Below are 19,095 nucleotides of genomic sequence, written 5' to 3'. Positions count from 1 at the left end.
GCGAACGCGGGCCCCGAATGATCAGTCTTTCGCCGTCCGGCGCTTCTTGTCCACGTCATAGAAGGGCAGCGGCGCCGATACCGCCTTGAGCGGCCCATGCGTTCCGCAGCGCACCTCGACCTCGGTCCCGTTGTTGGCGCAATCGACCGGCAGACGCGCAATCGCCACGACCCAGTCGTTCAGCGGCGAATACATCGGCTGGGTCACCACCCCGACCTTCTTGCCGTCCTTGAAGATCGGCGCATTGCCGGGAACCTTCGTCTTGTCTGCAAACTTCAGGCCCGAGATCTTGAAGCGTTCCTTGCCTTGCAGGCGGTAGTGCTCTTCCGCCCCGCGGAACCCGGTCTTGCCCTTGCTGACCGTCCAGTCGAGACCCAGCTCCCACAGCGTATCCCCCGGGCCTTCATCCTCGAACGGATACATCTCGGAATTGTCGAAGGGGAAGAAGAGAAGGTAGCTTTCCGCCCGCAGCATATCCAGCGTGGTGAAGCGGCAGGGGATGATCCCCATGCTGGCACCTTCTTCCAGGATGCGGTCCCAGATTTCCACTGCGTCCTGGCCACGGCAGAAGATCTCGTACCCGCGTTCGCCGGTATAGCCGGTGCGCGAAAGGGTGATCGGCTTGCCGAACAGCATCGCCGGCATGTGGCCCATGTAGGGCAGCGCCCGAACGCCCGGGATGTGCTTTTCCAGGTAGTTCACCGCCAGCGGGCCCTGCAGCGACAGATCGTGCAGGTTGTCGTCGAAGCGGATCGAGACATCGCGCCCCGTCGCCGCCATCGTCAGCTGTTCATGCCCTTGACCCGAGCCGTGAACCACCGTGTAGCTGTTCGGCCCCATCCGGTAGATGATGCAGTCGTCGATGAACTTGCCCGCGTCGTTCAGCATGCAGGCATAAAGCGACTTGCCGGGCGCGATCTTCTCGGGGTCGCGCGTCGTGGCGCGGTCGATCACATGGCTCGCCGCGTGGCCGGTGATATGGACCTTCTTCAGGCCTGACACATCCATGAGCCCCGCCTTGGTGCGGATCGCCATGTACTCGGCGTTCGGGTCCCCTTTGGAGTAGGACCAGGCGGTTCCCATGCCGCTCCAGTCCTCAAGGTTCGATCCAAGCGCGCGGTGCCGGTCCATCAGTGCGGAAAAACGCCACGAATTGGTCATCTGTACCCTCCCACAGTGGTTAATTCTTTTGCGCCAAGTGTCGGGCGATTCCCGCCGGAAAGCAATAATGAAGTGCAACAATCTTTCTTGCCAGAAAACATTCCGAATGCGAAAAGGCCGCCCCGAAGGACGGCCTTTCCATTGGCAACTCCCGCGCCCGTCAACCCGGCAGGACGAAGAACCAGTTGGCCCATAGGACGACGGCCACACCAAGGATCAGCGCGAGATAGGGCTTGAAGCCGGCCTTCCGCTCACCCAGCTCGCCATAGGGCAGGCCCAGGTCCTCGTAGGCTTCCTTCGGGAACTTGCCGCCATCCTGGATGTAATGGCGGAACCAGAACACAGGGAAGATCAGCGCCGCGAAGATCAGACCTGACCAGAGCGCGTTCTCATAGCCCCAGACCTTTGCACCCGCGCCCAGGAACAGGGCGTTGACGAAGGCCAGCACCGTGTTCAGTCCGATCAGCCAGGTCGGCGCCTTCCACGGACGCTCCATATGTGCGCTGTCGATCCGGTGGATCCAGCCGGCATTGAGGTTCAGGAAGTTGAAGATGATGTAGCCGACGTTCGAGATCGCGAGGACGTAGAAATACCCGGTGATGTCCGACGCCAGCGCCAGCAGGATCACGTTGAAGGCAAAGTCCGTCCACATTGCCCGGCGCGGCGCGCCGTGTTCGTTGACCGTGCCCAGGTACTTCGGCAGCCAGCCATCGCGCGACCCCTGGTAGAGCGTCCGCGACGACCCGGCCATCGCCGTCATGATCGCCATGAAAAGCGCCAGGATCATCAGGATCACGAAGATCTGGGTGATCACCGGGCCACCGCCCGCCATGGCACCCAGCGCCTCGCCCACGCCCGTGCCATCGACGATCCCCGGTGCCAGCATGCCGCTGACGCCGTAGACGCCCTGGAACGAGAAGGGGATCAGGAAGAAGAACACGATGCAGAGAAGGCCCGAATAGAAGATCGCCCGGAAGGTGTCGGTCTTCGGATTCTTCAGTTCGCGCGTATAGCAGACCGCGGTCTCGAACCCGTAGGTCGACCAGGCCGCGATATAGAGACCGCCAAGGAACAAGGTCCAGCCGCCGATGTTCCATTCACCATTCTCGCCCGAATAGGCGGCGGTGGGCGGCACAAGGTTGGTGACATTCATCCAGTCGATCGACCCGTTCAGGATCGGCACGATCCCGATCAGCAGAAGCGGGATCAGCACGATGATCGCCAGCCATTTCTGCGCAGCGGCCGTGTTCGCGATGCCGCGCTCCTGGATTGCCAGGATGATCAGCATCAGGATCACGCCGATCAGGAAGGTCGAGTTGAAGTGCAGCGTACCAAGGCCCGGCACGTTGATCGCAAGGGCCTCGAAGGTGCGGAACCAGGGCGTCAGGGCCGATACCCCGTCTGCTGCGGCAACCGCGTTGATCGCGTCCTGCACCGCCACCCCTTCATTCGCGGCGATGTAATCGATCACGCTTTGCGTCTCGGCCGTGTAGCTGCCGATATTCGCCGCCACCCAGTCCAGCACCGGCTGGCTGTCGGCCAAGGGGATCGGGAACAGCGCATTCAGGATGTAGCCCGCCGCGATGGCACAGCCCAGCGACAGCACCGGCGACCAGGCGAACCAGTTGCACCAGACCGACAGGGGCGCGATCAGCTTGCCATAGCGCAGCCAGGCCGTTGCACCATAGACGGACGTCCCGCCCGACTTGTTGCCGAACATCCCCGCCATCTCGGCATAGGTGAAGCTTTGCAGGAACCCCATCACCATCGAGATCATCCAGACCAGGAAGGCCAGCTGCCCCGTTGTCCCGGCGATCCCACCAATCGAAAACAGCACCAGCGGCGGCACACCGGCGGCGACCCAGAAGGCCCCCTGCCAGCTCAGCGCCCGGACCATCTGGCCCGACCCAACTTCCGTCGTCATTCCCTCACTCCTGTTGGTCAAGACAGTGGGGCCGGCCCTTGTGCAAGACAGCAAGGCCGAGTTTCCCACTGCACCTGGTTGATAGGAGCATCGGATGCAGGGTGAAGCCCTTGCAGCAATGGCGTGCTTGCATGTCCTGTGTCCGACACCGTTCCCTCCGGCTGCTGGTCTTGTGCCAGTTCAGCCGTGGCGGCAGGTAAGCACGCGGACCGCCCGATTCCTAGGATAATTTTATTTCAACGAAAATTTGTTTCCTGACATATCATGTGACGCATGAAAAAGGGCCCCTGCCATCGGGGCCCTTTTCCGCTCTCTTTCTTTCAGGCGCCGCTACTTGGACTTATTGTAGGCCGACCTTTCATGCATCGCGCCAAGCACCAGGGCGCCGAAGCACAGGATCATGGAGATGCCCAGCCAGATCGCCTCGCTGCCCATGCCGGCATAGTAGGCGCCTTCCACGGCGGCCCAGTCGGTGATGTCGGTTCCGATCATCATGAGTTCCTTTCGCGGTTACTGTGTGGTTGAGGGGGACTGGCCCAGAAGCTCCGGATATGCGACGGCAGGCACCTTGGCCTTGTCGAGACCCATCAGCTCAGCCTCGCGCGGCGCGCGCAGCAGGCCCATCTTCTTCAGGATGAAGGACACGACGTAGCCGGGCACGAAGCCAAGCACCACCATGACCAGCGCTCCGACGACCTGGCCGTAAAGCGTGATCGTCGGTGCGCCCTCGGATGCCAGGGCCGGGTAGCCGGCGGCGAAGATGCCCACGGCAATAACGCCCCAGACGCCGACGACGCCATGCAGCGCCACCGCGCCGACCGCGTCGTCGATCTGCATCCGTTCCACGAAACGCGCGACGACAGGCATGATTGCGCCGCCGATCATCGCGATGACAAAGGCCATCGGCGGCCAGTAAAGATCAAGCCCGGCCGCAACCGAGATGATCCCGGCCAGCGCGCCCGACATCATCCAGAACGGATCGCGCGTCATCACCCAGGCCGAGATCGCGCCCCCGGCAAAGCCCATCAGGATGTTGAAAGTCATCGCCGACAGCGTGACCGGCGTGCCGTAGATCGAGGCGAAGGTCGCCGTGGTCCAGGACCAGGGCGCACCGGGGAAGATCACGCAGGCCATCAGGAAGCCCCAGAAGCCCGCAATGATCAGCATCAGCCCCACCAGCGTCGCCGGCATCGAATGGCCCGGGATCGCGTTGGCGCTGCCGTCCGGGTTGAACTTGCCGATCCGCGCGCCAAGGTTGATCAGGACCCCCAGCGTGAAGAACCCGGCAATCGCGTGCACCACGCCCGAGGCACCGAAGTCGTGATAACCAAGGGACGTGACCAGCCAGCCGTCCGCATGCCAGCCCCAGGCCGCACCGAGGATCCAGACGAAGCTCCCCAGCACGATCGCAAGAATCGTGAAGCCGATGATCTTCACCCGCTCGATCAGGCTGCCGGACATGATGCTGGCCGTGGTCGCGGCAAACATCGCGAAGGCGCCGAAGAAGACACCCGTGGCGCTGTCCGAAACGTTCGGACCCATGTTCTGGCTGACAGGCGTCGCCGCCGCAGCCCATTCCGCCCCGCTGATCCCCAGCGGACCTGCGGCCGTGGTAAAGCCCGTCGGGAAGGCGTTATAGATCCACCAGCCGACGTAATAGAAGGTCGGGATGATGAAAGCGAAGGCGAGGATGTTCTTGATCCCCGAGGCCAGCGCGTTCTTCGCCCGGCTGGCCCCCATTTCATAGCTCAGGAACCCCGCATGGATCAGCACCATCAGCGGGATCGTGAGAAAATAGAATGTCTCTGCCGTGGTCCTGACCAGGGCCGCGGTCGCCTCCTTCTGCGCCGCCAGGTCTGCCGCTAGGGCAGCAATCTGTTCTTCCATCCTTCCACTCCCTTCAGTTATGGCCGCGCGCCTTTTCCTGGCACGCTGGCGCGGGGACTGTGCCACGACGCGACCCAATCCCGAGCGCAAATTGTCATGTGCCGCAATTTTGTTTCCTGACAAGGTTCAGGTGCGCAACAAAGTGACTAATTTTCAGGCATGGCGCCGCTTCTCTGCCAGAAGCCGCCAGGAAACGCGAAAGGCCCCGGCATGACCGGGGCCTTACACTGTCCGATTCTGGGAACGGTCAGTTCTTCAGGTAGCTCTCCATCGAATCCTCCAGCGCCTCTTTCCAGGGCGTGTGGTGGACCGGCGCCATCGTGCCGGTGATCACCGACTTGTAGGCGTTGTCGCGGAAAGCCATGATGTCCTTCTTCTTGTGGTCCTTCCATTCGAAGAAGGCCTCGCAGGCACCGTCCACGTCGAAGGACGGATAGTCCGTCTCGGCGATCAGCTCCTTCACGTAATCGCCCTGATAGTGGATCGCGTCATGCGCGTCCTGGCCTTCATCTTCGTGCTTGATACGGTCCTCGACGTCCTTCAGAAGCACCGCCTTGTCGGTCGGGATCTTGATCTTGCCCATGATCGCATCGCGCACCCACCAGGCCTGCGCGTCGAACATGTTGAAGGTGAACCATTGGTCCTGCATCCCAAGGTAGAAGAGCTTCGGGTTATGGACCCAGACCACACCCTTGTAGAGATCCGCCGTCGCCAGCCGGTTCGCCGTCTTCAGCCGCAGGTCATCGGGCAGGAAGGGGAAGTGGTGCTTGTAGCCGGTGCAGAGGATGATCGCGTCGATCTTCTTCGACGTGCCGTCTCCGAAATAGGCGGTGTGTTCGTCCACCCGCACCAGGCCCGGCTTTTCCTCCCAGTTCGAAGGCCATTTGAAGCCCATCGGCGCGCGGCGGTAGGTCGAGGTGATCGACTTCGCGCCATACTTCCAGCACTGGCTGCCCACGTCCTCGGCCGAATAGGACGTGCCCATGATCAGGATGTCCTTGCCCGCAAACTCGCGTGCATCGCGGAAATCGTGGGCATGCAGGACGCGACCGTTGAACTTGTCGAAACCGGGGTATTCCGGCACGTTCGGCACCGAGAAGTGGCCCGAAGCGACGATCACGTTGTCGAACTCCTCGGAATACATCCGGTCGTTCACAAGGTCATGCACCGTGACGGTGAAATTCCCCTTGTCCTTGTTGTAGTTGACCATCCGAACGGTGGTCGAGAAGCGGATCCAGTCGCGCACGCCGGCCTTCTTCACCCGGCCTTCGATATAGTCGAACAGAACCGCGCGCGGCGGGTAGCTGGCGATCTGCTTGCCAAAATGCTCTTCGAACGAATAGTCGGCGAACTCCAGCCCTTCCTTCGGACCGTTCGACCAGAGGTAGCGGTACATGCTGCAGTGCACCGGCTCGCCAAACTCGTCCAGCCCGGTGCGCCAGGTATAGTTCCAGAGGCCGCCCCAGTTCGACTGCTTCTCAAAGCAAACGACCTCGGGGATGTCCTCGCCCTTGGCCTTGGCCGACTGGAACGCGCGCAGTTGCGCCAGGCCCGACGGCCCCGCCCCGATGACCGCGACTCTCTTCTTCATTGCACCCTCCGGCTGTTGGTCTTTCCTGCAACGCATCCTCGGCGTCGACTTGCGGCGAAGCCTAGAAGCAGCCTTGCGTCTGTGTCAAATCTTATTCCTACTGGTAAACAAGCGTGACCCCGGTGGACCTGCGTCCCCCGGGGCCGACTCACAACGTCCGCGCGAAAACTGGCAGATCGCACTCTATCGGGCAACTGTGACAGAACATCCTGCCTGGGCCACGACTTCGGCCGCGACTGACCCCAGGACCAGCCGCATGACGCCGCGCTTGTCGCCGGTGCCCATCACGATCTGGCTTGCGCCGATCTCGGCGGCATAGGTCACGATCGCCGGCGCGACCTCGCGGGCGATCAGCACCGCGGTGCCTACATCTGTCGCCCCCAGGGCCTTCGCCTCGGCCTCGGACCGGGCCAGAAGCGCCTCGGCCTCCTCGTCCGTCCAGGTGTTGGTGGTCGGCCCGCGCGCGCCGCCCGTCGCAAGGTTCACCGCACAGATCGTCAGATGCGCGCCCTTCAGCTTCGCCAACTCGGCCGCATGGGCCAGGCCCTTTGCCGCGTGGTCGCTGCCGTCCACCGGGCAGAGTATCTTCGCCATGACCATCCCCTTCGCAATCCATTGACTTCTCAGTCAGTGAAGCATGATACTCCCCCTCGCGCCTTGATATGCGTCAAGACACCCCCGAACCGGCAATGGAGCAAGCCCAGGATGAAGCCGATCGACCCGAAGGACCGCCGCGTCGCCAACATCCATCAGGCCGCCTTCACGCCTTTCGTCTATCCCGACGGCGTGGCGCTGGGGGATGGCATCCTGCAACTGGACGACACGGTCGAGCTTGGGACGGGCTTCCACGTCTACCGCATGCCCCCCGGCATGACGACGCGCGGCCACCGCCACAACGGGCACGAACAGTTCCTGATCCTGGAAGGCGAGCTGCACGAAAGCGACGGCACGATCTTCCGCGCGGGCGACCTCGTCTTCTACCGCGACGGAACCGAACACAACAGCTACACCCCGAACGGCTGCCTCCTCGCAGTCCACATCGCCGGGCCCGAGTTCCCGGTGGAGTGACTCGGGCACCGGTTGCGGATGCCTCGGGGCGTCTTGCTTCATCGCCACCCTTGGTTGAAGATAGTTGCGCCGCACAATCGAAAGGCGCTGAAGTGTCGAACGACGATTTCCAGGAACGGCTTCGACGTATCGCGGCCAACGCTCCCTCGGGCGGCGGGGGCATCGCCGACGCGGCTCCGCCGCAGAAGCCATCCCTTCGGCGGTTGATAACGGGGGTCGTCCTCGTCAACCTCGGAGGGTTCCTGATCGGGGCGGCCAACCTCCACTACGAAGATCTGCGCGACAGCAGCGGTCCGGCGGCGGCAATCGGCTTCGGGCTCTTCGCTTTGGCGACAGTGATCCTTGGGCTTGTCCTGACCGGGTCCGGGCTGAAGCAGCTGAAGGCCCATGCCCGCCGTTCGCCGCCTTCTCACTCCGGTTCGGTTATCGCGCCGGCACCACTTGTCACTTCAGAAACAGGTCGGGGGCCGAACATTGTTCTGATGATCTTCGCCGTTTTCGTGATCCTTCTCGGCGGCGGACTGATCCGATTTACGAACGAGAACTACGAAAGGCTCCGCGCAGACGGCGGAACAGAGCTAACCTTGGCTTTCGGGATCGCGGCCTTTGCAACGATCCTCTTGGGGATCGTTTGGTTCTGGCGCTCCTTGCAGAAAAGACCGACGCCGATGCCGCGCCTGTCAGAACCTGCCCCGGTATCCCGGACGGCGGGCCGGGGGCCGCTCCTCTTCGGGCTGGCCCTCGGCATCGCCGCCTGTTTCAGCATGTTCATGGCTGCGGCGGCGCGCCTCGTGAACCCCGCGACGGATAACATCGTCTCGGGTCTGGCGCTGCTTGCCGCTCTGGGGCTGACCCTGCTCGCGCTGCTGATCGGGATTGTCGGCCTTTTCCGGCGCGGCAGCGCCATGCGCCGCGTCCCGCTCTACTACATCGCCGGAGCCATCCTGACCTATGCCGCGTTCCGCCTCTTCCACATCGACTTGCGCAACTGGTCCTGGTTCACGGCGCTGGTGCAGTGAGGCACCCTGCGGCTGCCGTGGGCAAAGGTTGACATTTCCCTAACGCCCACGGACAAGTCTCTGTAATCACTCTACAATCCGAATTTGCCCACTGTGGTCAAACCTCAGATGTCCAGCGTGTTCTCCGTCTCCCAGCGCGAGAAATGGCTGCAATAGCTGTTCCATTCCTGATGCTTCAGCTTCAGGTAGGCCGAGGAAAACTCCTCCCCCATCATCGCCTTCAGGGTCTTGTCCCGGTCATACTCCCTGAGCGCATCGAGGAGGTTGAGGGGCAGCTTCGGCGCCCCTTTCACGGTGTGCCCGTGCTGGTACATGTCGATATCATACCGCTTGCCCGGGTCCGCCTTCGTCCGCACCCCGTCCAAGCCAGCCGCGATAATGACGGCCTGAAGGAGATACGGGTTCGCCGCCCCGTCCGGCAGCCGCAGCTCGAACCGCCCCGGCCCCGGCACGCGGACCATGTGGGTCCGGTTGTTCCCCGTCCAGGTCACCGTGTTCGGTGCCCAAGTCGCGCCCGAGGTCGTCCGCGGCGCGTTGATCCGCTTGTAGCTGTTCACCGTCGGGTTGGTGATCGCCGCCAGCGCCGAGGCATGCTTCATGATCCCGCCAAGGAAGGTCCGGCCCTGATCCGACAGGCCAAGCTCCTTCTTCTTGTCGGCGAAGGCGTTGGTCTTGCCGTCTAGGCTCCAGACCGAGATATGGGCGTGGCAGCCCGACCCGGTGAGGCCCTTGAACGGCTTCGGCATGAAGGTCGCGCGGAAGCCGTGTTTCTCGGCCACCGACTTGACCATGAACTTGAAGAAGCTGTGCTTGTCGGCGGTCTGCAGGGCGTCGTCATACTTCCAGTTCATCTCGAACTGGCCGATCGCATCCTCATGGTCGTTCTGGTAGGGCTCCCAGCCCATCTCCAGCATGTAATCGCAGATCTCGCTGATGACGTCATACCGCCGCATGACCGCCTGCTGGTCGTAGCAGGGCTTTTCGGCCGTATCGAAGATATCCGACGCCGCCGTCCCTTCCGCATTCAGGATGAAGAACTCGGGCTCCACCCCGGTCTTGACCCTGAGGCCATCCTTCGCCGCCTCGGCGATCAGCTTTTCCAGCACGTTGCGCGGGGCCTGGTCGACAAGCTTTTCTTCCATCGTCGCCCGCGCGGCGACCCAGGCGACGTCCTTCTTCCAGGGAAGCTGGATCGCGCTTTCGGGGTCCGGGACCGCCATCAGGTCGGGGTGGGCGGGGGTGAGGTCAAGCCAGGTCGCGAAGCCAGCGAACCCGGCACCTTCCACCGCCATGTCGTTGATCGCCTGCGCCGGCACGAGCTTTGCCCGCTGCCCACCGAAGAGGTCGGTGTAGGAGATCATGAAATACTTGACGCCCTTGTCCTTGGCCCATTTCGCAAGGTCTTTCGCCATCGTGTCGCTCCCTGTCCGTCTTTTGCTTTTGTAGAAGAAGAAACGGCGGCCTTACCAGCCGCCGTTCCGTCCCGGTATCCAGTTGGTCCCCGCCAGAGGCACCCCCGCCATCGCCGCCGCCTCGATGGTCAGCGAAACGAGGTCCTCGGGTTCCAGGTTGTGCAGGTGGTTCTTGCCGCAGGCCCGCGCGATGGTCTGCGCCTCCAGCGTCATCACCTTGAGATAGTTCTTCAGCCGCCGCCCGCCGAGGATCGGATCAAACCGCTTCGACAGCTCCGGGTCCTGCGTGGTGATGCCCGCTGGGTCCTTCCCCTCGTGCCAGTCGTCATAGGCATCCGCCGTGGTGCCGAGCTTCTGGTATTCCTCTTCCCACTTCGGGTCGTTGTCCCCCAGCGCGATCAGCGCCGCCGTGCCGATGGCCACCGCATCGGCGCCGAGCGCCAGGGCCTTCGCCACGTCCGCACCGCTGCGAATACCGCCCGAGACGATCAGCTGCACCTTCCGGTGCATTCCAAGGTCCTGCAGTGCCTTCACCGCCTGCGGGATGCAGGCGAGGATCGGCATGCCGACATGTTCGATGAAGACGTCCTGCGTCGCCGCCGTGCCGCCCTGCATCCCGTCCACAACGACTACATCCGCCCCGGCCTTCACCGCAAGCGCTGTGTCGTAGTAGGGCCGCGCGCCGCCGACCTTCACGTAGATCGGCTTTTCCCAATCGGTGATCTCGCGCAGTTCCATGATCTTGATTTCAAGATCATCCGGCCCGGTCCAGTCCGGGTGCCGGCAGGCAGACCGCTGGTCGATCCCCTTCGGCAGGTTCCGCATGTTGGCCACGCGGTCGCTGATCTTCTGGCCCAGAAGCATCCCGCCGCCGCCGGGCTTGGCCCCCTGACCCACGACGATCTCGATCGCGTCGGCGCGGCGGAGGTCGTCGGGGTTCATCCCGTAGCGGCTGGGCAGGTACTGGTAGACCAGCGTCTTGGAATGCCCGCGTTCTTCCTCGGTCATCCCGCCGTCACCGGTGGTGGTCGAGGTTCCGGCCGCGGTCGCCCCGCGGCCCAAGGCCTCCTTCGCGGGACCGGAAAGGGCACCGAAGCTCATCCCCGCGATGGTGATCGGGATATCCAAGTGGATCGGCTTTTTCGCGTGCCGGGTGCCCAGCCAGACGTCGGTCGCGCATTTCTCGCGGTAGCCTTCCAAGGGGTAGCGGCTGATCGAGGCACCGAGGAACAGGAGGTCGTCGAAATGCGGCAGGTGCCGCTTCGTTCCGCCACCACGGATGTCGTAGATGCCAGAAGCCGCCGCGCGGCGGATTTCGGCATTCACCGCCGGGGTAAAGGTCGCCGAGAACCGGGGCGGGGTACGGGGAAGATCGGTCATTGCTGCCTCAGTACGACGACGCGTTGTCGATGTTGAAGTTATAGAGCTTGCGCGCCGATCCATAGCGGCGGAACTCTTCGGGCTTGGCCTTGTGGTCCGCCTCGCCCTTGCGAAGAAGCTCTTCGACCAGCGCGTAGTGTTCGTCCCGCATCTCTTTTTCGATGCAGTCGGCACCAAGACTTTTCACCGTGCCCCGCACGAAGATCCGTGCCTCGTAAAGGCTGTCGCCCAGCGCCTCTCCGGCGTTGCCAAGAACGACGACGTTCCCCGACTGCGCCATGAAGCAGGACATGTGGCCGATGTTGCCATGCACCACGATGTCGATGCCTTTCATCGAGATCCCGCAACGGCTGGAGGCATTGCCCTTGATGACCAGAAGGCCCCCGCGCCCGGTGGCCCCAGCGTACTGGCTGGCATCACCGTCGATGATGACGGTGCCCGACATCATATTCTCGGCCACACCCGGCCCGGCTGATCCCTTGATGCGGATCGTCGCCTGCTTGTTCATCCCGGCGCAGTAATAGCCGGTGGAACCACGCACGGTGATATCGACCGGCGCATCGACCCCGGCGGCGATGGCATGCGCGCCCTTGGGGTTGATGACCTCCCAGGCCGTCATGTTGGTCTGGCCCTTCAAGGCATGAAGCGAGGAGTTCAGCGCCCGAAGGCCCTCCTTGCCCAGATCGAAGCTTTGCATTCAACGCTCCCAGAAATAGACGGTGGCGGGCTCGGGCTCCCAGACCCGGGCGTTCTCGATCCCCGGCAGGTTCACCAGCGCGCGGTATTCGGACCCGAAGGCCACATAGTCATCGGTCTCGGCCATCACGGCGGGCTTGCAGGCGATGGGGTCACGGACGACGCCGAAGCCGTTCTTGGTACCGACAACGAAGGTGAAGAACCCATCCAGATCCTCCAGCCCCGCCTCGAGGGCCGAGCCGAGGTCTTCGCCCTCTTTCAGCTTCTGGCTGACATAGGCCGCGGCAACCTCGGTGTCGTTCTGGGTCTCGAAGCTCATGCCCTTGCGGATGAGTTCGCGCCGCAGGCCGTTGTGGTTGGAAAGGCTGCCGTTGTGCACAAGGCACTGGTCCGGCCCGGTCGAGAACGGGTGCGCCCCCATGGTCGTGACCGCGCTTTCGGTCGCCATGCGGGTGTGGCCGATCCCGTGGGTGCCCTTCATCTTCGCCACGTCGAAGCGGCGGGCCACGTCCTTGGGCAGGCCGACCTCTTTGAAGATCTCGATGGCATCGCCCATGCTCATCACCTTCACGTCCGGCCGCAGATGGGCCAGCGCAGTCCGCGCAGCATCCATCTGGCCCAGCGGCACCTCGATCACCGCATGGGTGGATTTCACCAGCATGGTGACCGGCTGGCCGATGGCGGCGTGCAGGTCGCCGTCAAGGTTCTTGAAGTCCTTCTCGGGATGGGCGGACTGGATGGTGATCTTGCCCAACCCGTCCTTTGCCCCGCCATAGATGGCGATCCCGGCGCTGTCAGGGCCGCGGTCGGTCATGGTGATCAGCATGTCCGTCAGCATGGCGCCAAGCTGGGGTTCCAGCTTCGGGTCCTTCAGGAACAAGCCTACGATGCCGCACATGGATTCGCCCTCCCTTGTCGCTTGGCGGGAAAGCTAACATCAGGTCCGCGGGGGGATCAACTGGTAAGAAACTTTTTTCACCTGTCGGGAAAAAGCGTCGCGCGCAGACAGGGCACTTCTGCCCAGTTGACAGTCATGTCGGCGCGCCGGGCTTAGCCCTGCGGATAGGCAATCACGGAAAGATACCGCGCGGGCAAACGCACCAGCACCTCTGGCCCATGCGGCGCGTCGGCGTCGAAGAAAAGACTGTCGCCGGGTTTCAGGGCATAGACCTGGTCACCGTGGCGATAGTCGACCTCGCCTTCCAGCATGTAAAGAAGCTCCAGCCCCTCGTGCTGAAAGGTGGGGAAGGTGTCGCTCTGCGTGGTCAGGGTGATGATATAGGGTTCGACCACCACGCCCGAACTGTTCGACCCGATATGCCCCAGAAGATGGTACTGGTGCCCCGCCCGCGTCCCGCGCCGTTCGATTTCCAGATGCTCGCCCGCCTTCACATGCTGCGCGTCGCGGCGCTCTTCATAGCTGCGGAAGAAGGCCGTGACGGGGACCGAGAAGGCGTGGCTGAGAACCTGAAGCGTGGTCAGTGAGGGTGAGGTGTTGCCGTTCTCGATCTTGGACAGCATGCCGATGGAAAGGCCGGTGACATTGGCAAGGTCGGCGACCGTCATGCCCTGCTGGCGGCGGAAGTTCCGGACCTCGCGGCCGATCGCGGCCTCGAGGTTGCGCTCGCTGATCTCACGGACGCGGTGGGGGTCCTGCTCGAAGGCAGGCTTGCCGCGCGGCAGGACCTGGCTGGCATCAGCGTCTGACATCGTCCGGCCCCGCTTGGTTACGCGTCACAGAATTTCACTATCGGGAAACAAGGCTTCCCGAGTCAATCCCTTGCCGAAGACGTTGCCCGGGCTACCAGGCCGAGGCCGCCGCTGCCTCGAGCGCATGCAGAAGGCTGGCCGCACTGGACCGGGGGCCGTAGAGGCGCACGTCGCCGGGGCCGTGCTTGATGAGGTAGCAACCCAGATGCTCGATCACCGTGCGCGTCGCGTAACCTTCTGGTGCCGCCGGGAAATCCACGTTGCACAGGCGTTCCAGAAGCGGCGCAAGGTCGGGGGCGGCAAGGTCGAAGGCGACCCAGGCGTCGGTCTGCTCGGTCACGCTGGCCGCCGGGCCGAGGGCCGCGACCAGTTTGTCGGCGATCAGTTCATGCGTCGCGAAGGGCGCCTCGACGAACCACATCTCCGGCGCGACCCAGAAGGCGGCGTAGGGACTGCCCGCCACATGACGCGCCGCATCAGGCAGTGGCACCCCCGCCGCCTTCGCCGCCTTGGTCAGGTCAGCCATCCGCCCCCGACGCGCCGCGACCGAAGCCAGCGCCACGTCCATCCGCTCGGTGATCGTCAGCGGACCGACGGTCACCACCGCCGCTTCTCGCGCGCCAAGCGCCGTCAGTGCCATGAGGTCAGCCACGAAGCCGCTCCCCTTCCGGATCGAAGAAATGGGGCGAGACGATCTCGACCTCGGTCTCGGTCTTGCCCACCAGGTTCACCGCGCGCATCCGGGTGCCGATCTTCCGGTCCCCGCCCTTGAGGTAGCCCAGCGCGATGTCGCAGCCTAGATGCGGGCTGTAGACCTTGGAGGTCAGCCACCCCCCGTCATTCGCCGCCACCGGGGCCGCGCCGATCTCCAGAAAGTGACTTCCCGCTGTCAGCTTGCCCGCCGGGTCCACCGGTTTCACACCGACCAGCCGATAGCCGTTTTCGTCTGTCAGCCCCTCGCGCTGGCTGAGGACCATGCCGATCGAGTCCTTCTTCCTCGACACCATCTTCCCCAGCCCCATGTTCAGCGCCGTGGACTGGCCGTTCAGCTCACCCCCCGCGACATGGCCCTTCTCGATCCGCGTGACGCCGAGCGCCTCGGTCCCGTAGACCACCGGATCGAACTCCGCCCCCCGCGCTAGCATCTCGCGCAGAAGCGCGTCGCCGTATCGGGTCGGCACCGCGATCTCGTAGGCGAGCTCGCCCGAGAAGCTGATCCGGAAAAGCCGCGCCCTGAGGCCGCCACAGACGGTCACCTTGCCCGCCCCCATGTAGGGGAAGGCCACATCGCTGATGTCCTGATCGACGACCTTCTCAAGCAGCCGCCGCGCGTTCGGCCCGGCGACCGAGAACTGTGCCCAGGCCTCCGTCGTCGAGATCAGCTGCACGTCCATGTCCGGCCACAGGCACTGGCGGCAGAACTCCAGATGCCGGAAGACCGTGATCGCATTGGCCGTGGTGGTGGTCATTACATATTCATGCTCGCCCATCCGTGCCGTGGTGCCGTCGTCAAAGACGATCCCGTCCTCGCGCAGCATCAGGCCATAGCGGCACTTGCCGATGGGCAGCGTGCTGAAGGTGTTGGCATAGACGCGGTCAAGGAAGGCCCCCGCATCCGTCCCCTGGATGTCGATCTTGCCCAGCGTGGTCACATCGCAGATGCCGACCGACTTCCGCGTCGCCAGCACCTCGCGGTCGACCGACTGGCGCCACTCCGTCTCGCCGGCCTTCGGCACCCACTGCGTCCGCAGCCAGTTGCCGACCTCGACGAAGACCGCCCCCTGCTCCTTCGCCCAGTGATGCGACGGCGTCAGGCGGAAGGGTTTGAACTCCTTCCCCCGCGACCGCCCCGCCAGCGCGCCCAGCGCGACCGGGGTGTAGGGCGGGCGATAGATCGTTGTCCCGGTCTCTGGGATCGACCGCCCAGTCAGTTCCGCCATGATCGCAAGGCCGATGACGTTGCCGGTCTTGCCCTGATCGGTCGCCATGCCCAGCGTGGTGTAGCGCTTCATATGCTCCACGCTGGTGAAGTTCTCCTGCTGCGCGAGCTTGATGTCCTTCACCGTCACGTCGTTCTGCTGGTCGATCCAGGCGCGCCCCTTGCCATGAGCGACGTGCCAAAGGGGCGAGATCCTGACCGGCGCATCCTCGGCCTCCGGCAATTCCGTCGCTCCGGTCAGGCCAAGTGCGGCGACCGCGGCATCCCGACCCGTGCGAAGTGCGCCATGCGTCGAAAGGACACCAGCCGCCGCACCCGCGACCAGAAGGCCGGGCGGGCCATCCTGGCCCGGGATAAAGGCAGCGATACCGGCGTCATAGACGGGGCGCGACCGATGGTGTGAATGGATATTCACATTCGGGTTCCATCCGCCGGAGATCCCCAGCGCATCGACCGCGATCGTCTCGGTCTTGCCGTTCGCCTGCCGCACCGTAATTGACGTAAGGCCCAGCCGTCCGGCGCTATCGATTACCTCGGCCCCCCGCAGGTGGCGAATGCCGGGCAAAAGATCACCACCCTCGCGGCTGTCGATCACCGCGACCACGTCGACGCCCTTGGCCTGGAGATCGGTTGTCGTCCGCAGCCCGTCGTCGTTGTTTGTGAAGACTGCGACACGTTCGCCTGCCTTGACACCCCAGCGGTTGGCATAGGCGCGCAAGCTGCCCGCCAGCATGATCCCGGGCCGGTCGTTGTTCTCGAACGCAATCGGCCGCTCGGTTGCGCCACCGCACAGGATCGCCCGGCCGGCATAGATGCGCCACAGAACCTGCCGGGGCTTGCCCGGCGCGGGAACCGGCAGATGATCCGACACCCGCTCCACCGCGCCGTAGATGCCGTGGTCGAAAGCGCCGATCACGGTTGTCCGCGTCATCAGGCGGACATTCGGAAGGGTCGCCAGTTCCGCCATAACCCCTGCCGCCCAGTCCGCGCCAGAGGCGCTGCCGACCGCGAAGGTCTCGGCGTTCAGACGTCCGCCCATGCGGAAATCCTCATCCGCAAGGATCACGCGCTTGCCCGCACGCCCCGCCGTCAGCGCGGCCATCAGCCCCGCCGGACCAGCCCCGATGACCAGAAGATCGCAGTGCAGGAACCCCTTGTCGTAAAGGTCCGGGTCCTCTTCCTTGCTGACCGACCCAAGACCTGCGGCCCGGCGGATGATCGGCTCATAAAGCTCTTCCCAGAACGACCTGGGCCACATGAAGGTCTTGTAGTAGAATCCAGCCGCGAAGAAGGCGTTCAGCCGGTCGTTGATCGACAGCGCATCGAAGCGGAGGGAAGGCCAGCGGTTCTGGCTTGTCGCCTCCAGCCCGTCGAAAAGCTCGGCGACCGTCGCACGAGTGTTCGGTTCCTGCCGCCCGCCGGTCCGCAACTCGACCAGCGCGTTTGGCTCCTCCGAACCGGCCGAGAGCGGCCCGCGCGGGCGGTGATACTTGAAGCTGCGGCCCATCAGCCGCACGCCGTTGGCCAGAAGGGCCGAAGCCAGCGTATCGCCGGGATGACCCTGGTAGGGCAGCCCGTCGAAGGTGAAGCGCAGGGTCTTCGTGCGGTCGATCTGTCCGCCTGCAATGCGATGGGACTGGCTCATTTCGACCGTCCCCGCGCCCGTGCCACGTCCCGCGCGAGTTCCACCCTGGTGATCTCATGCGTCACGGTATTCCGGGTCACCACCAGCCAGGACCGGTCGCCCTGTTCGTGATACCAAAGCTCCTGATGCTCTCCTGCCGGATTGGTACGCTGGTAGAGATACTCGTGGAACGCCTCGATCCCGGCGGTCATGCCATCGGGCCGGTCGATCAGGCTGGCGTCGCCCAGATAGACGAATTCCTGCGCATCGCGGGGCCCGAGGATCGGATGATGAATGATCATTCGTTTATTCCGTCAATGCAGGTTCGGGGTCGCGCCCTGACCCTTTTCGTCGATCATCAGGCCCTTGAGGAACCGGTCGAAGCGATAGGACTTTGCGGTCGGATGCGGCTCGTCCTTCGCGAGAAGATGCGCGAAGCACCAACCCGAGGCAGGTGTCGCCTTGAACCCGCCATAGCACCAGCCGCCGTTGAAATAGAGCCCCTCGATCCCCGTCCGGTCGATGATGGGTGACCCGTCCATCGACATGTCCATGATCCCGCCCCAGGTCCTGAGGAGCCGCACCCGCCCGATTGCCGGCATCAGCGCCATCCCGCCCTCGGCCACGTCCTCGATCACCGGCAGGTTGCCCCGCTGGGCATAGGAGTTGTAGCCGTCAATGTCGCCGCCGAAGACGAGGCCACCCTTGTCGGACTGGCTGACGTAGAAATGCCCCGCGCCGAAGGTCATCACGCCGTCGATCAGCGGCTTCAACCCCTCGCTGACGAAGGCCTGCAGGACATGGCTTTCGATCGGCAGCCGCATCCCGGCATGGGCCATCACCTTCGACGACGACCCCGCGACTGCGACGCCCACCTTCTTGGCGCCGATGTAGCCGCGCGTCGTCTCCACCCCCAGGACGCGACCGTTCTCGATCCGCATGCCCGTCACTTCGCAGTTCTGGATAAGGTCGACGCCCCGCATATCGGCCCCGCGCGCATAGCCCCAGGCCACCGCGTCATGCCGCACCGTCCCGCCCCGGCGCTGCATGATCGCGCCCTTGATCGGGAAGCGCGCGTTGTCGAAGTTGAGCCACGGGTACATCGACCGCACCTGGTCCCGCGTCAGCATTTCGGCATCCGCACCATGCAGGATCATCGCATTCGCCCGCCGGGTGAAGGCATCCCGCTGCGCGTCGGTGTGGATCAGGTTGATGATCCCGCGCTGGCTGACCATCGCGTTGTAGTTGAAGTCCTGCTCCAGCCCTTCCCAGAGCTTCAGGCTGAATTCGTAGAAGGGTTCGTTGCCGTCCAGAAGGTAGTTCGACCGGATGATCGTAGTGTTCCGGCCGACGTTGCCGCCGCCAAGATAGCCCTTCTCCAGCACCGCGATCCGGGCCTGGCCGAATTCCTTGGCAAGGTAGTAAGCCGTCGCCAGCCCGTGACCCCCGCCGCCGATGATGATGTAGTCATAGGACTGCTGCGGGTCCGGGTCGCGCCAGACCGGCTTCCAGCCCCTGTGCCCGGTCAAAGCCTCGGCAATGACACGAAATCCGGAATAGCGCACGACCACCTCCACTTTGCCCCGTTCTAGGGCGAAGGCGGTGTGTCGACCTATCCGTTTCCGCCATCGGATTGGCCGTTTCTGCCATGAAGCGCGGCTATTCGATCCCGCGGTTGACCACC

Annotated in this window: 17 protein-coding genes; 2 read left to right on the top strand and 15 right to left on the bottom strand. The window is 63.9% G+C overall.

Annotated features, from left to right (window positions below; genetic code table 11):
* Positions 1-21: 21 nt before the first annotated feature.
* The 6 genes from AC2D9V_RS08570 to AC2D9V_RS08545 form a co-directional block, all read right to left on the bottom strand.
* Entirely contained in the window at positions 22-1,161 is a 1,140-nt protein-coding gene (locus AC2D9V_RS08570; RefSeq protein WP_484713649.1) for an aminomethyl transferase family protein, read from the bottom strand.
* Between the two features lie 160 nt (positions 1,162-1,321).
* Positions 1,322-3,085, bottom strand: a complete 1,764-nt coding sequence (locus AC2D9V_RS08565; RefSeq protein ID WP_484713648.1) for a trimethylamine N-oxide permease — start codon at positions 3,083-3,085, stop codon at positions 1,322-1,324.
* A 330-nt stretch (positions 3,086-3,415) separates the two neighbouring features.
* Entirely contained in the window at positions 3,416-3,577 is a 162-nt protein-coding gene (locus tag AC2D9V_RS08560; RefSeq protein ID WP_484713647.1) for a hypothetical protein, read from the bottom strand.
* A gap of 18 nt (positions 3,578-3,595) precedes the next feature.
* Positions 3,596-4,972, bottom strand: a complete 1,377-nt coding sequence (locus AC2D9V_RS08555) for an ammonium transporter (RefSeq protein WP_484713646.1) — start codon at positions 4,970-4,972, stop codon at positions 3,596-3,598.
* Between the two features lie 247 nt (positions 4,973-5,219).
* Positions 5,220-6,563 carry an NAD(P)-binding domain-containing protein gene (locus AC2D9V_RS08550; RefSeq protein ID WP_484713645.1) on the bottom strand — a complete coding sequence of 448 codons (1,344 nt, stop codon included), beginning with the start codon at positions 6,561-6,563 and terminating at the stop codon, positions 5,220-5,222.
* Between the two features lie 183 nt (positions 6,564-6,746).
* Positions 6,747-7,157, bottom strand: a complete 411-nt coding sequence (locus tag AC2D9V_RS08545; RefSeq protein WP_484713644.1) for a universal stress protein — start codon at positions 7,155-7,157, stop codon at positions 6,747-6,749.
* 111 nt (positions 7,158-7,268) lie between these two features.
* On the opposite strand from AC2D9V_RS08545, the gene AC2D9V_RS08540 reads away from it, so the two are divergent.
* Positions 7,269-7,631: a cupin domain-containing protein gene (locus tag AC2D9V_RS08540; RefSeq protein WP_484713643.1), complete on the top strand. Its 363-nt coding sequence runs from the start codon at positions 7,269-7,271 to the stop codon at positions 7,629-7,631.
* Positions 7,632-7,723: 92 nt separating this feature from the next.
* A complete protein-coding gene (locus AC2D9V_RS08535) occupies positions 7,724-8,650 on the top strand; it encodes a hypothetical protein (protein ID WP_484713642.1) in 927 nt (308 codons plus the stop codon).
* A 104-nt stretch (positions 8,651-8,754) separates the two neighbouring features.
* On the opposite strand, the gene glnT is transcribed toward AC2D9V_RS08535, so the two are convergent.
* The 9 genes from glnT to AC2D9V_RS08490 form a co-directional block, all read right to left on the bottom strand.
* Positions 8,755-10,062 carry a type III glutamate--ammonia ligase gene (gene glnT, locus AC2D9V_RS08530; RefSeq protein ID WP_484713641.1) on the bottom strand — a complete coding sequence of 436 codons (1,308 nt, stop codon included), beginning with the start codon at positions 10,060-10,062 and terminating at the stop codon, positions 8,755-8,757.
* A gap of 51 nt (positions 10,063-10,113) precedes the next feature.
* A complete protein-coding gene (locus tag AC2D9V_RS08525; RefSeq protein ID WP_484713640.1) occupies positions 10,114-11,442 on the bottom strand; it encodes an FMN-binding glutamate synthase family protein in 1,329 nt (442 codons plus the stop codon).
* A gap of 7 nt (positions 11,443-11,449) precedes the next feature.
* Positions 11,450-12,139 (bottom strand): GltB/FmdC/FwdC-like GXGXG domain-containing protein, encoded by a 690-nt coding sequence (locus AC2D9V_RS08520; RefSeq protein WP_484713639.1) that lies wholly within the window; start codon positions 12,137-12,139, stop codon positions 11,450-11,452.
* Positions 12,140-13,036, bottom strand: a complete 897-nt coding sequence (locus AC2D9V_RS08515; protein ID WP_484713638.1) for a class II glutamine amidotransferase — start codon at positions 13,034-13,036, stop codon at positions 12,140-12,142.
* 152 nt (positions 13,037-13,188) lie between these two features.
* Positions 13,189-13,848, bottom strand: coding sequence for a helix-turn-helix domain-containing protein (locus AC2D9V_RS08510; RefSeq protein WP_484713637.1), 660 nt, complete (start codon positions 13,846-13,848; stop codon positions 13,189-13,191).
* A 91-nt stretch (positions 13,849-13,939) separates the two neighbouring features.
* Entirely contained in the window at positions 13,940-14,500 is a 561-nt protein-coding gene (locus tag AC2D9V_RS08505) for a sarcosine oxidase subunit gamma (RefSeq protein ID WP_484713636.1), read from the bottom strand.
* Positions 14,493-17,432, bottom strand: a complete 2,940-nt coding sequence (locus AC2D9V_RS08500) for a sarcosine oxidase subunit alpha family protein (protein WP_484713635.1) — start codon at positions 17,430-17,432, stop codon at positions 14,493-14,495. Before AC2D9V_RS08500 ends, AC2D9V_RS08505 begins: the two co-directional genes overlap by 8 nt.
* A complete protein-coding gene (locus tag AC2D9V_RS08495) occupies positions 17,429-17,713 on the bottom strand; it encodes a sarcosine oxidase subunit delta (protein WP_484713634.1) in 285 nt (94 codons plus the stop codon). The genes AC2D9V_RS08500 and AC2D9V_RS08495 overlap by 4 nt, the downstream gene beginning before the upstream one ends.
* Before the next feature lie 12 nt (positions 17,714-17,725).
* Positions 17,726-18,976 carry a sarcosine oxidase subunit beta family protein gene (locus tag AC2D9V_RS08490; protein ID WP_484713633.1) on the bottom strand — a complete coding sequence of 417 codons (1,251 nt, stop codon included), beginning with the start codon at positions 18,974-18,976 and terminating at the stop codon, positions 17,726-17,728.
* Positions 18,977-19,095: the final 119 nt, after the last annotated feature.

The organism is Tabrizicola sp. T46 (assembly GCF_057219895.1).
Note: the sequence above shows the minus strand (reverse complement) of the source record. Positions and strands in the feature narration are given on the sequence as shown.

Excerpts from the sequence above, each read along its gene's own strand:
- AC2D9V_RS08560 (WP_484713647.1), bottom strand. The coding sequence starts at position 3,577 with ATGATCGGAACCGACATCACCGACTGGGCCGCCGTGGAAGGCGCCTAC.
- glnT (WP_484713641.1), bottom strand. The coding sequence starts at position 10,062 with ATGGCGAAAGACCTTGCGAAATGGGCCAAGGACAAGGGCGTCAAGTAT.
- AC2D9V_RS08545 (WP_484713644.1), bottom strand. The coding sequence starts at position 7,157 with ATGGCGAAGATACTCTGCCCGGTGGACGGCAGCGACCACGCGGCAAAG.
- AC2D9V_RS08515 (WP_484713638.1), bottom strand. The coding sequence starts at position 13,036 with ATGTGCGGCATCGTAGGCTTGTTCCTGAAGGACCCGAAGCTGGAACCC.
- AC2D9V_RS08570 (WP_484713649.1), bottom strand. The coding sequence starts at position 1,161 with ATGACCAATTCGTGGCGTTTTTCCGCACTGATGGACCGGCACCGCGCG.
- AC2D9V_RS08495 (WP_484713634.1), bottom strand. The coding sequence starts at position 17,713 with ATGATCATTCATCATCCGATCCTCGGGCCCCGCGATGCGCAGGAATTC.
- AC2D9V_RS08540 (WP_484713643.1), top strand. The coding sequence starts at position 7,269 with ATGAAGCCGATCGACCCGAAGGACCGCCGCGTCGCCAACATCCATCAG.
- AC2D9V_RS08550 (WP_484713645.1), bottom strand. The coding sequence starts at position 6,563 with ATGAAGAAGAGAGTCGCGGTCATCGGGGCGGGGCCGTCGGGCCTGGCG.
- AC2D9V_RS08555 (WP_484713646.1), bottom strand. The coding sequence starts at position 4,972 with ATGGAAGAACAGATTGCTGCCCTAGCGGCAGACCTGGCGGCGCAGAAG.
- AC2D9V_RS08510 (WP_484713637.1), bottom strand. The coding sequence starts at position 13,848 with ATGTCAGACGCTGATGCCAGCCAGGTCCTGCCGCGCGGCAAGCCTGCC.
- AC2D9V_RS08520 (WP_484713639.1), bottom strand. The coding sequence starts at position 12,139 with ATGCAAAGCTTCGATCTGGGCAAGGAGGGCCTTCGGGCGCTGAACTCC.
- AC2D9V_RS08525 (WP_484713640.1), bottom strand. The coding sequence starts at position 11,442 with ATGACCGATCTTCCCCGTACCCCGCCCCGGTTCTCGGCGACCTTTACC.
- AC2D9V_RS08500 (WP_484713635.1), bottom strand. The coding sequence starts at position 17,432 with ATGAGCCAGTCCCATCGCATTGCAGGCGGACAGATCGACCGCACGAAG.
- AC2D9V_RS08565 (WP_484713648.1), bottom strand. The coding sequence starts at position 3,085 with ATGACGACGGAAGTTGGGTCGGGCCAGATGGTCCGGGCGCTGAGCTGG.